Annotated in this window: 8 protein-coding genes; 7 read left to right on the top strand and 1 reads right to left on the bottom strand. The window is 53.5% G+C overall.

The genetic code is table 11. The features are described from left to right. Positions 1 to 40: 40 nt before the first annotated feature. The gene (locus tag Dvar_RS11155; RefSeq protein WP_419661773.1) at positions 41 to 664 is read right to left on the bottom strand and encodes an EF-hand domain-containing protein; all 624 of its coding nucleotides are present in this window, start codon (positions 662 to 664) and stop codon (positions 41 to 43) included. 371 nt (positions 665 to 1,035) lie between these two features. Here Dvar_RS11155 and Dvar_RS11150 point away from each other — a divergent pair, with 371 nt between their 5' ends. The 7 genes from Dvar_RS11150 (at position 1,036) to Dvar_RS11120 (ending at position 12,893) form a co-directional block, all read left to right on the top strand. Next, the gene (locus tag Dvar_RS11150; protein ID WP_419661772.1) at positions 1,036 to 3,891 is read left to right on the top strand and encodes a S8 family serine peptidase; all 2,856 of its coding nucleotides are present in this window, start codon (positions 1,036 to 1,038) and stop codon (positions 3,889 to 3,891) included. After that, entirely contained in the window at positions 3,882 to 5,273 is a 1,392-nt protein-coding gene (locus Dvar_RS11145) for an ATP-binding protein (RefSeq protein ID WP_419661771.1), read from the top strand. Before Dvar_RS11150 ends, Dvar_RS11145 begins: the two co-directional genes overlap by 10 nt. 35 nt (positions 5,274 to 5,308) lie before the next feature. Beyond that, on the top strand, positions 5,309 to 5,989 hold the full coding sequence (locus Dvar_RS11140) for a response regulator (RefSeq protein WP_419661770.1): 681 nt from the start codon (positions 5,309 to 5,311) through the stop codon (positions 5,987 to 5,989). Between the two features lie 55 nt (positions 5,990 to 6,044). Then, positions 6,045 to 7,313, top strand: coding sequence for an HDOD domain-containing protein (locus tag Dvar_RS11135; protein ID WP_419661769.1), 1,269 nt, complete (start codon positions 6,045 to 6,047; stop codon positions 7,311 to 7,313). A gap of 136 nt (positions 7,314 to 7,449) precedes the next feature. Continuing rightward, positions 7,450 to 10,365, top strand: coding sequence for a S8 family serine peptidase (locus tag Dvar_RS11130; protein WP_419661767.1), 2,916 nt, complete (start codon positions 7,450 to 7,452; stop codon positions 10,363 to 10,365). 526 nt (positions 10,366 to 10,891) lie between these two features. Continuing rightward, on the top strand, positions 10,892 to 11,803 hold the full coding sequence (locus Dvar_RS11125; RefSeq protein ID WP_419661766.1) for an alpha/beta hydrolase: 912 nt from the start codon (positions 10,892 to 10,894) through the stop codon (positions 11,801 to 11,803). Positions 11,804 to 12,641: 838 nt separating this feature from the next. After that, complete coding sequence (locus Dvar_RS11120; protein WP_419661765.1) at positions 12,642 to 12,893, top strand: transposase-like zinc-binding domain-containing protein; 252 nt, start codon at positions 12,642 to 12,644, stop codon at positions 12,891 to 12,893. Positions 12,894 to 12,897: the final 4 nt, after the last annotated feature.

Genomic DNA, 12,897 nt, shown 5'->3' with positions numbered 1-12,897 from the left:
TATTGGTTCTTGAACTTAAGGGTGTTCTCTCTTCGAGTGACTATTGATCCGTTCCCGAATCGGCAAAAGGCCCGTCTGGCGGAGGAACGGCTTTGGCTTCCGCTTTACTGATCGATCCGTCGCCGTCGGCATCCAACTGGTCAAACAGTTCTTCCGGACCACTGAATTCAGCCCGGGTCACATAGCCGTCCTGATCCGCATCATCATTGGCGAATCCGTCCTTACCCGCCGGTCCGGGGCCGGGCCGGTCGGCCTGCAGTTCGTCGGCACTGAGCAGCTCGTCCACATCGGTATCCAAGCGATCGAAATGGTCTGCCGGCCCGGGAAACTCGGCCGATGACAAGCGTCCGTCGCCATCACTGTCAAATTCTTCGATCATAGCTTCGGGATCTGGCCTGCCATGGGGGGGCGGTCCGCCTTGGGGGGCTTCCGATTCATCGATATACTCGGACCCATCCACATCCAGGCTGGTAAACATGGTCTCGTCACCGGGAAACTCGCTCACCGACACCAGGCCGTCGCCGTTGGCATCAAATTGTTCAATAAAAGACGATGCGCCTGAAACCGCATCACTGTCTGCGGTCCCGCCCATCACCGGCGAGACACTCAGTCCGACGACCATGGCTGCCATGGCCAGCCTTTTTCCGATACCATTGTGTTGCATTTGTTTCATCCTTTGTTAAAGGGGTTGTATGATTGTTACCTGCGGCTGCTGTCTACCAACAAAATATGGAGAAAATCGGGAGAGATTGTCGAAAGCATGTGTAATTTCAAAACGCCCCTTTAACTTCGAGAATAATTGGAGTCCGTCAAGCCTTCCACGCCCTTCCGCAGGTCTTATTTTTTATGCGCGAACTGTCGATAACAGCCCAAAGACCGTTGTGCATTGGATTGTAGCGTCCAATCGTGGAGAAAATGTGAAGGAATTGTGTATTTTTGTAATCATTTTGAATAGCAATTGAAATCATAAGAAAAATGGTCTTTCATAAACCTATGCGATTGATTCGATTTGTTTGTCTCTGGCTTATCCTGGGAATGGTTGGATGCGGCGGGGGGGGCAGTGATGCACCCGACGGGGGATCGTCCCCCATCGCGGCGTTCTCCGTCTCCATATCTGAAGGCACGGCCCCTTTGTCGGTAACATTCGATGCATCGGGATCAAGCGACATCAATGGCCGGATTGTCCAGTACGCCTGGCAGTTCGGCGACGGCAACACGGGAAGCGGTGCCGGCACCAGCCATACCTACACGGGTGTTGGTGAATACACGGCCCTTTTGACGGTCACCGACAATGACAATCTGACGGATACCGCCACCCGGCGTATCGTTGTTGAAACATCAAATTATCGCATCAGCGGCATTGTTACCGCCGCCCCCTATGCGACAACAGACAGCGATGTGAACGACGTCAATACCACACCGGTATCCAACGACACATTCGATACGGCGCAGGCCCTTCCGGTACCGGTAACGGTCAGTGGTTATGTTAACGTAGCCGGCGCAGGAGAAGCAGGGCATTCAAAAATGGATGGTGACCCAGACGATTACTACCGGATCGATCTCACCCAGGCAACCGCCATCACATTGGTGATGACCGCGGATCCTAACCTGGCGGATTTGAATCTTTATTTGTACGACGAGAGCCAAACCCAGATCGACGCGTCTTTGACCACCGGGGATGCCAGGGACACATTGACCGCGCCAAGTGACGGCACTTATTATGTTCGCGTGGAGGCCGCAGCGGATACGACCCTCCAGACCGCTACCGTCTATACACTCAGTGTGGGTCAAACCCGCTCGGCAAGCACACCTGCCGGTAAAACCCTGCGCACCAGCGCTGATTTCATCCCCGGAGAAGTGCTGGTGCGGCTTGAAGACCCGGTCGCCGATGCATCCATTTCCGGGCTGACCGGCGGCTTGGCCGGAGTATCGGCCCTGGGGTTGCGTGCACTGTCAGGCGATCAAGGCCGTGAGCGGCGCCTGCGGCTGGATGCGGATGCAGATCGGGACATCATTTTTAAACACCTGGGCATCAAGGCCGCCTTTGATCGCAGCATTGCCCCAGGAACCATGGATGCGGCTACGCGAGCCAAAATGGAAACCCTGTGGATGGTCCGGGCCCTTGAAAAACAGCCGGGTGTGACCTTGGCCGAACCGAATTATATCCGCATGCCCCTGATGGACCCAGACGATACCTTCTACAGCTACCAGTGGCATTATCCGCTGATCAATCTGCCCGATGCCTGGGACATCACCACAGGCAGCAGTGATGTAGTGGTGGCGGTGGTGGATACCGGCGTGCTTTTCGATCATCCGGATCTGACCGGTCAACTGCTTGCCGGCTACGATTTTATTTCTTCCGTGGACGTTGCGCTGGATGGCGACAAGGTCGATGCCGATCCGGATGATCCCGGAGACGAGGATAACGTGGATGGCACAAGTTCTTTTCATGGCACCCATGTGGCCGGCACCATTGCCGCTGCCACCAACAACGGTTTAGGCGTGGCAGGTGTCTCCTGGCAGACCCGCATCATGCCGTTGCGGGTGTTGGGACATGGTGGCGGATCCAGCTATGATGTGATCCAGGCCGTCAAGTATGCGTCGGGCCTTTCGACGGCTTATGCCGGTATCCGGCTGGATCAGCCGGTCGACATCATCAATTTGAGCCTGGGTGGTGAAAGCCCCTCGGGCCTTGAGGAAATCGTCTTTGAACAGGCCCGGGATCAGGGGGTGATCATCATCGCTGCAGCCGGCAACGACGGGACCGATAAAAAATTCTACCCGGCAGCATACGATAGCGTGATATCGGTAAACGCCGTGACCATTGACAAAGAACGGGCATCCTATTCCTGCTATGGTAACACCATCGATGTGGCTGCTCCGGGCGGGTCTGCCACGGACGTCAACGCGGATGGATATGCGGATGGTATCCTGAGCACACTGGGTGATGACAGTGGTAGCGAAATCAGCATGAATTATGTTTTCGCCATGGGTACCAGCATGGCGGCGTCTCATGTTTCCGGTGTAGTGGCGCTGATGAAAGCCCTTTATCCGGCACTGACGCCGGATGAATTCGATGCACTATTGGAAGGTGGCTTCCTGACCCAGGACCTGGGAGACACCGGCCGAGACGACCAGTTCGGTTGGGGCCTGATCGATGCGTATCAGGCGGTACGGGTTGCCCAGCAAGGTGGCGTAACGGGCACGATTCCAGCCGTACTATCCGTCAGTCCGTCCACATTGAATTTCGAAACCACCCTTACCCGCCACGATGTGACCGTCCAAAACAGCGGCAATCCGGACGAGTCCTTGACCATTACCGATTTTTCCACGGACGCCGCGTGGCTCAGCCTAACAGCGGAGGATGTGGATGCCAGTGGACTGGGAACCTACAGTGTGCAGGTGAATCGTCAGGGCCTTGCCGATGGGACCTATTCAGGCAAAGTAACCTTTACATCTGATGGCAACCAGGCTTATGTAATGGTATCCATGCAGGTGGGAACAACTGTTGCCGATGCATTGGACGGCGGCTATCATTATATCCGCCTGCTGAACCCGGACACCCTTGCAACCATTTGGGAAGTCGGCAGCGACGGGGAAGACGGAATCTATCCTTATACCTTTTCAGGGCTCTCCTATGGAGACCGGTTCGTCATCTATGCCGGTACGGATCCCGACTACGACGGGGAAATTTGTAGTGTGGGAGAAGCCTGCGGGGCGTTCCGGTCCCTTGATCAACCCGTAATCATTAACGTGGAATCAGATATGACCGACCTTGATTTTTCCACCGACATCAACCTTGGCCTGTCGACCCGCGTTCAATCCGTCACCGGCGCCATCCTCCCCCGATTCAATGCGGCAACGGAGGTTGTTATCGCGTCATGCGAATAAAATTGTCCATCAAACTCTTTGGTGCATTTTTTCTCATCCTGGCCATCGTTGTCGGTGCCATGTTTTTCTCACGGTATCTTTTTGCACGCAATTTTGAGAATTATATTCACCAGATGGAAATGGAAAGGCTCCAGCGTCTTATACCAGCCCTTCAGGCCGCCTATCGGGTTCACCACAATTGGATGGATATCAAGCAGGACAGAATGCGCTGGGAGCACATCATGCGTGACATGCTGTCCATTGATCGCCATGATCCGCCGCCGCCCAGGAATCAACAGGGCCCACCCGGCGGCCCTCCGCGTGTCGTGTTGATGGACGCGAACCGGCAGCCGTTGGTCGGCATGCCGGGTCCCGGCGAACAAGACCAGTTGGTCCCCATCCATGTTGACGGACAAATTGTCGGCTGGCTGGGACTGAAGCGGCATGCCCCTTTCAAATCAGGCCCGCCGGCCGAACTGTTTCAGCGACAGGCCCGGCAGTTCTATCTTCTGGGCGGTGTGGTGATAGCCCTGACCGCCTTGATTTCGTTTCTCTTCTCGCGCCACCTGTTAAAACCTATTCGACACCTGATTCTGGGAACGCACAGATTGGCATCGCGTGATTTCAGTGTGCGCATCACCCCCACGACCGGTGATGAGCTCAGCCAGCTCGCCGACCATTTCAATACCATGGCCAGCACCCTGGAAGAATCCGAGAAGCTGCGGCGCCAGTGGTTGACCGACATCTCCCACGAACTGCGCACCCCCCTTTCCGTTTTGCGTGGCGAAATTGAAGCCATCCAGGACGGGGTTCGCGAGCCAACGCCTGAGAATCTGGCGTCCCTGCACGCGGAGATTCTCAGGATCAGCCGATTGGTTGAAGATTTACATCTGCTTTCCGTTGCGGATTCCGACACGATTCACCTGAACAGTAACCGGATTTCGCTTGCCGACCTTCTGGAAAAAATCGTCCAGGGATATCAGGCCAGCTTTGCCCAATCGGGGATACAACCGATCCTTCGAACGGGTGCAATTACCGGCACAACCATCAAAGGTGATGCCGACCGCCTGGCACAGGTATTTACCAATGTAATGGATAATGCGTTAAAATATGTCCAGTCCCCCGGCCGTCTCGAAATTACGGGAGCACCCCAAGAGCGTTTCGTGGTCCTTTATTTTCAAGATTCCGGCCCCGGGGTCCCCCCCGAAACGCGACCTCGCTTGTTCGACCGGCTCTACCGGGTCGATCCCTCCCGAAATCGGGAAACCGGCGGCAGCGGACTGGGCCTTTCCATCTGCAAGCAGATTATTGAAAAACACGGTGGCCGGATATGGGCCCAATCCAGCCCGCTCGGCGGGCTATCCATTGGCATCCGATTGCCCATGGACAAGGGACACGCCTAATCGCGCGCCCGACCATTGGATTATGAGGAAATAAGATGACCGCAGAGCATATCCTGGTAGTAGAAGATGAGAAAAAAATTGCCGACATTCTCAATGACTACCTAACGAAAGAAGGGTTCAAGGTGTCTTTGGTGGGTCGTGGAGACGAAGTCATAGAGGAAGTTAAACGCATCAGTCCGGCCCTCATGCTGCTCGATCTGATGCTGCCTGGCCTCGATGGAATCAGCATTTGCAGGGAAATCCGCAAAGTCTCTAACCTCCCCATTATCATGGTGACGGCCAAGGTCGAAGAAATCGACCGCCTGATTGGCCTGGAAATCGGTGCTGATGATTACATCTGCAAACCCTTCAGTCCACGAGAAGTGGTGGCACGGGTCAAAGCGGTGCTCCGCAGGGCAAGACCCAGTGACGTGCCGCAGCGTCTGACTCTCGGTCCCATTGTTCTGGACGAAAATACCCGCCAGGTCACCATCGAGGGCAGCCCCTTGATCCTGACGCCCAGCGAATTCGGTCTGCTCAATGTAATGATCGCCTCTCCCGAGCGTGTTTTTTCTCGCGGTGAGCTGTTGGACCGGGTTCAAGGCTACCGGTTTGAAGGGTACGACCGTACCATCGACAGCCATATTAAAAATCTACGCAAAAAAATCTCCGAATTGTTGCCTGGCAAGGACGTTATTCAAACCATTTACGGGGTGGGATACAAGCTTAGTGTTTGATTTGTTGATGGCAAATTTGTTAAAGTCCATACAAACACATTGAGAGAATTGTCCATTGCGCGCCTTAATCATTGAAAATGATCCAGCCGTGTGCACAGCCCTGGAAACGGCCTTGAAAGATTTCAAGGACCGGGAAAAGGCCTCGGACCGAGCATCTGCGCTCGAGCGGTTTGAAGGATCGCTGGCTGACAAGCATTTTTTTGACCTTGTCGTTGTGGATATCGATACGCCCGGCATACAAGATGATTCGATTATTGTGGAACTTCGACAGATTGAAGAAAAGCATCGGGTGGCCCCTGAAAAATTGGCGTGCCTGATTGTCATCTCCGCCTCGCACAGCCAACAATTGCTGACGGATTGTGTCTTCAGTGGGAGCAATGGCATCATCGGCAAACCGGTCGACCCCGACCAAGTCCTTGAGAAATTGAGCCAACTCAATTTAACCGGCGTCCCGCAACCACCGGATAACAGTCTATTGAAGCGGATCACCGCCAAAGAACTGTCCAATAGCATCATCAAGCGTATCGATCGGGGTGATTTAGAGTTGCCGCCTGCACCCAAAATCGCCATCCGAATCCGACAACTCGTGGACTTGAACGCGGATATTGATGAAGTCGTCAAGCTTCTCAAGCATGATCTTTCCATTTCGACCCAATTGATACGCACGTCAAATTCCGTGGCTTACGGCGGCTTTGAAAAAAATCTCTCCACAGGCCAAGCGGTCCGGCGCTTAGGGATCGATCGTAGCGTGGAAGTGGTCATGGCCATTTGTTGCCGCGGGTATTTTGTCACCAATCACCCGGACTATAAACAGCTTGTGGAAGACCTGTGGTGGCACAGTCTGGCCTGTGCCCATGCGGCAACACGGATTGCCGGTCACAAAAAGATTGATGTCGAAGAAGATCTTTTTGCGTTGGGATTGCTCCATGACATCGGAAAACTGATTTTGATTCAGGCGGCCAGCAACTTACAGATGCCCAAGAAATCCGGCATGGATATCGAGCCTGAGGCACTGCAATCCATGCTCACCGATTATCATGGTCAGATCGGCATGCGGATTTTGAGAAAATGGGGTTATTCCAAAGCCTTTGCAGCCTTGATCCAACACCACCGGGTCAAGGTGGAATCTTCACCCTCCCCCGTCATGCAAGCGCTCCACGAAGCCGACCTTCTTGCCGTTGTGGCTGGATTTGGGTATGGCGCAATTGACTCAAATGAAGCTGCAGAGCAATTGAAAGCGTTGGGGTATATACCAACACTTCAAAATGACTTGGTGGCCCAGATCAGTGCACATATCGAACAACTCAGATACTCGTTCGGGTAGCGCTACCCAATCAAAATGTGGAGAAATGGTGAAGAAATAATGGTATTTTTATGAACAACACGATCCTGAATTGAAAGTACCATAAATTGTATGTAGATTTTTTTCGCCCAACGACTTACTCTCGATGGAGATAAAGATGGACGGAAAAAATCAATCAAGGCTTCAAAACCAGAAAAAAATCTTTCTCTGCATTTTTCTCATCATTTCATTTGTATTTCTCAAGGGTTGTGGAAATAGCGACGGCGGGGATACGACGGAGACAGAAGCGGATAGCAAAGCGCCTGACGCCCAATTCACAGCTTCCACGGATCAGGGAAGCGCGCCCCTGTCCGTCACCTTTGATGGCTCCCCTTCCACCGACGACGGTACCATCACCACCTATGCATGGGACTTTGGAGACGGTGAGACCGGCGATACGGCAACGATCACTCACACCTATGCCGATGCCGGCACATATACCGCCCAACTGACCGTCACGGACGATGAGGGACTCAGCAGTTCGAGTTCACACGATATCAGTGTCGAGGTTCCAACGTCGCAGACCTACTCCATCAGCGGAACGGTGACCTCGGCGACCTATGCAGTGGTCGACAGCGATGTCAATGACACCAATACCACTCCGGTGGCCAACGACTCGTTCGACGATGCCCAGTCGGTCACGGCACCGATCACGATCAGCGGCTATGTCAACGTGGCTGGCGCTGGAAAAGACGGCAACAGCAAAACGGCGGGTGATCCCGACGATTATTTTCTGGTCACCCTCACCGAAGGAGCGACCATCACCCTTGCCATGACGGAAAATCCGAGCTGGGCCGACTTGAACCTCTACCTTTATGATGCGGATCAAACCCAGGTGGATGCATCGCTGACCACCGGGGATACCATCGACTCACTGACTGCGCCTTCTGACGGCACCTACTATGTTCGCGTCGAAGCTGTGGCAGATTATTTTACACGCACCGCCAGCGGTTACGCCCTGAGTATCGGCCAAACCAGCTTAGCCGCCGCCAAAGCGCCCTTAACGCTGAGCGATGCATTCGTACCGGGAGAAGTGCTGGTCTACTTTGATGATCAAGCGACAGCAGATACGATCGCCCGGCTGGCCGGCGAAGGGGGCAGCGTCTCGAGCATGGGATTGAGCGCTCCGGTCCAGGCATCCGGACGTCAACGGTTGTTGCGGCGTGCCGATACAATAGACAAAGCGACGCTGTTCAGCAATCTGGGTATCAGTGAAGCGTTGGCCCGCAGCACGGCACCGGGAACCATGGATAGCGCCACCCAGGCCAAAATGGAGACCTTGTGGATGGTACGGGCACTGGCCAAGCAGTCCGGCGTAAAATTTGCCGAACCCAATTATATTCGGCAGGCCTTCAGCGTACCCGACGATACCTATTACACCTACCAATGGCACTATCCGCTCATCAACCTGCCCGATGCCTGGGACATCACCACGGGCAGCAACGATGTTGTTGTGGCCGTGGTCGACACCGGCGTATTGGTTGATCATCCTGACCTGTCCGGTCAACTGTTGGACGGCTACGATTTTATTTCCGACACCGACATTTCCCTGGACGGCGACGGTGTCGATGACAACCCGGATGATCCCGGCGACCAGGACGATGTGGACGGCAGTTCCTTTCATGGCACCCATGTGGCCGGAACCATTGCCGCGGCATCAAACAACGCCACCGGCGTGGCCGGCGTGGCCTGGAACACCCGGATTCTGCCCCTGCGGGTGCTTGGCTATGGCGGTGGAACCAGTTATGACATCATCCAGGCGGTCCGTTACGCCGCCGGCCTGTCAACCGATTACTCAGGCGTTCAGCGAGATGCACCGGTGGATGTGATCAACCTCAGCCTGGGCGGCAGCACGTATTCTCAGAGTGAGGCGGCGGTTTATCAGGAAGTCCGGGAACAGGGAGTGATTGTGGTTGCCGCGGCAGGTAACAATGCAACCACGGACGCAATGTATCCGGCGGCCTATGACGGGGTCATATCGGTCAGTGCCGCCACCATCGACGAGGATCTGGCATCCTATTCCAGTTATGGTGAAAGCGTCGATGTGGCCGCCCCCGGGGGGGCTTCCTCGGACACCAACGGCGACGGATACGTGGACGGCATTCTCAGCACGATCGGCGATGACAGCAGCGACAGCATCGAAATGAGCTATGCCTTCTCCATGGGCACCAGTATGGCCGCCCCCCACGTGGCCGGGGTCGTGGCGCTGATGAAAGCCCTTTATCCCGGCCTCACCCCGGACACGTTCGATGCGTTGTTGCAGTCCGAATACCTGACCCGCGATCTGGGTGACGCGGACTGGGATGAGAAGTTTGGCTGGGGCCTCATTGATGCTTACAAAGCCGTTTGCATCGCCCAGCAAGGTGGTGAGAATGGTGGAATTCCGGCAATCCTGTCCGTCAGTCCAAGCACGATAAGCCTTGCCAGCACCCTGTCCAGCGCCGAGGTGACCCTGGAGAACAGCGGCAATGCCGATGCAACCCTGACCATCAGCGCATACACGGCCGATGTCGACTGGCTTGACGTGGTCCCCATGGATACGGATGCCAACGGCCTGGGCTCTTATGGCATAACGGTCGATCGAGACGGTTTGGCCGATGGTACTTATACGGGGACACTGACGTTCACCTCCAGCGCCAATCAGGCCCAGGTTGCGGTGACCATGCAGGTGGGATCGGATGAGGCGGCCTCGGATGGCGGATATCACTATATTTTGCTGCTGGACACACAAACCTATGAAACCGTCGCGCAGGTTGACAATGCCGGAGAAAACGGCGTCTACACCTACACGTTTACCGGACTTGCTTATGGCGATACCTATGCGATCTACGCCGGCACCAATCCTGATGGCGACCGGTATATCTGTGAGGACGGCGAGGCCTGTGGATCGTATCTTTCCCTTGATCAGCCCGCAACCGTCACTATCAACGCTGACATTGAAAATGTAGATTTTATAACCGATATCAATCTCAATCTGTCCACCGACAGTCAGTCTGTCACGCCGGCCTTGCCTCTTTATTTGGAAATGGAGTAATTGGAATTTCTCTTCTATTTTTTCTGAATGCACGGATTTGCCCGCTGTTTTTGAGTCTGAAAAGGGAGGTTTAAGAAACCCAAGGTCGGCTTTCAGCAATCAGCCGTTAGACCTGCTTTTTCTTTGATGACATGGTGATACCCGGTTGAAGCCCATTCACGGCATTGTGGTTATCACGGCCACCGTAGGGGCACCCCCCAGTGGTTGCCCTTTACCCCTCCCATCGATTTTGTTCGCCGATCCACACAATAAGATTTTGGCCCGACTTCAAAACCAGGGCAGGCGCAGGGGCCTGAAAAACCAGGGCAGGCACAGGGGCCTGCCCCTACGACCTGATGGACCGCATATTTTAAATCATTTCAATTCGTTATATCCATCTGAATTTTCGGCCTATTTTTTCTATCATCTGAGTCGGCATGGAATATTATAAATGCGGTTACCCTGCCTGTTGGTCAGCCAGGCTTGTATTTACCCCTCGATTAAATTAACATACTTACACTGTTTGCCAAATGATGAGGAGATATCCGTGGATGACCCCACCCAAAAAGTCATGGACCATTTGCGGGCAATATCAGCACGTGCCTTCGAGCTGATCAATGATTTTAAAGCAAGGCGCGAACTGATCGATCAGTATTTCCGCGTGCATCCGTCAACCGCGACCGTCCATGGCCGGTGGTTTGCCGTAAAAGCCGGCCATATTCCCATGCAATGGATACTCGCCAACGGTGTGGATCCCCATCGCCGGATTCTCTATCTGCATGGCGGGTCCTGGATTTCCGGTTCTCTTGCCGGTTATCGCGCCTTCATGTCCCATATCTCCCAGGCAACCGGAGCGGCGGTCCTTGCCGTGGACTATCGTCTGGCACCGGAGCACAAATTCCCGGCCGGGCTGGAGGACTGCACCCTGGCCTACCAGTGGATGCGGGAAAACGGCCCCAACGGCAAAGCGCCGGCCACCGCCAGCTTTTTGATGGGTGACTCCTCCGGAGGCAATTTAGCTTTGGCCACCTTGTTAAAATGCAACGATTCCAAGCTGCCCCTGCCGGCAGCCGTGGTTGCCATTTCCCCGGCCACGGATTTTACCGGTAACAGCCCTTCAATAGAATCTCGCGCGACAGCCGACCCGATCATCAACCCGGCCGTGTATCAGGCACTCGCCCCGGTTTATCTGGACGCGCATACGGATCCAACCCATCCGTACGTCTCGCCTCTTTTTGGTGATTATCACGAAATGCCACCGATTTTGTTGCAGGTCGGTGATTTTGAGGTGCTGCTGGATGATTCCACGCGATTGGCCAAACATGCCACCAAGCAGGGCTGCGAGGTAACCCTTCAAATCTGGGACAAGATGCCCCATGTATTCCAGGGCTTTGTACCTTTTCTGCCAACGGCTGCCGAGGCGATTGCTGAAATTGGTGAATTTATCCGTCAGCATTGACACGTTCTGAAAAAAATCTTTTGATTGAGCAAAATGAAACCGGGGCGCCAATGGGTAAATGACGGCCCGGCTCACCAGAAAACGCTTTGGATGCGTTTGTTGTCCATGTGGGTTAAAACGATATGGTATCTTTGTGTTAGCCTTTGATTATTGAACGCGTCTGCCAGTAAAGCCACTACAGCAGGCAATAAACATTCCTATTTCTCCAATCCTCTTCGAAATTCACATTGGCATTTTCACACTGGCTGCAGTCCAACAGGCAATGAAGATCAGCAGCCTCATAAAGACAATCTTCATAAAACGGGCACCAGATATTCTTCATCAAATCCTGTTGACACAACTTATGGTTCGCTTTTTGAAAATTTGGATACCTACCCACAATCGACCTCCTCGATATTTGAAGAAATAACTTTTTTATTTAGCATACGGGAGTATTAAGCGACGGTGTTGCGCACTTCAGCAATTCTGGAGAGGTGAGTATCGTTGGCATTGAGCCGATCAGCTTTCAGATAGCTGTACAATTATGCCAAATCAAAGATACTGGCAAGTAAGATTTTGATTAGCTGTATATTTGCAAAAGCGGATTACTGTCACTGGAGGCAAAGCTTATGCATCCCTAACATTTTCCTAACAATTCAATGTGTAATCTTATCGGGCAGGCATATTACAAAAGCGATTGATGGTCATGCGAATCTGAATTCGCAGCGAATTTTGTTTGGACATGAATAATCGAAGCGATTTTCCCTTATCCCCCTCTTCTTGAATCAGGATCGGACCATCTTACGTGATGATGCCATTCAGGAAAAATTCAGGTTTTTAATAGGAACGTTGGCTCGGGATGAGTGATAAAACAACAAAATGTCCAGCGTGTGGGTCGGACGCCTTCTACCGCTATGGAAAAACCAAGAATCACAAGAAAAGATATTTATGCATCGTCTGTGGTCGGCAGTTCATCGAAAAAAGATCTTTTGATAATATACCCGATCGGCCCAATTGTCCCAAGTGCAAAAAGCCGATGCATGTGCATCAGCGAAAAAAACGTTTACCCGGTTTCGGTGCAAAGACTATCCTGAATGCAGGAATTATGTGAAGAT

This window comes from Desulfosarcina variabilis str. Montpellier, from assembly GCF_048565275.1.
GTDB classification, from domain to species: domain Bacteria; phylum Desulfobacterota; class Desulfobacteria; order Desulfobacterales; family Desulfosarcinaceae; genus Desulfosarcina; species Desulfosarcina variabilis.
This window is presented reverse-complemented; position numbering and strand designations above follow the sequence as displayed.

Bases quoted from the DNA above. Each gene is read 5' to 3' on its own strand.
- Dvar_RS11155 (WP_419661773.1), bottom strand. From the start codon at position 664: ATGCAACACAATGGTATCGGAAAAAGGCTGGCCATGGCAGCCATGGTC.
- Dvar_RS11150 (WP_419661772.1), top strand. From the start codon at position 1,036: ATGGTTGGATGCGGCGGGGGGGGCAGTGATGCACCCGACGGGGGATCG.
- Dvar_RS11145 (WP_419661771.1), top strand. From the start codon at position 3,882: ATGCGAATAAAATTGTCCATCAAACTCTTTGGTGCATTTTTTCTCATC.
- Dvar_RS11140 (WP_419661770.1), top strand. From the start codon at position 5,309: ATGACCGCAGAGCATATCCTGGTAGTAGAAGATGAGAAAAAAATTGCC.
- Dvar_RS11130 (WP_419661767.1), top strand. From the start codon at position 7,450: ATGGACGGAAAAAATCAATCAAGGCTTCAAAACCAGAAAAAAATCTTT.
- Dvar_RS11120 (WP_419661765.1), top strand. From the start codon at position 12,642: ATGAGTGATAAAACAACAAAATGTCCAGCGTGTGGGTCGGACGCCTTC.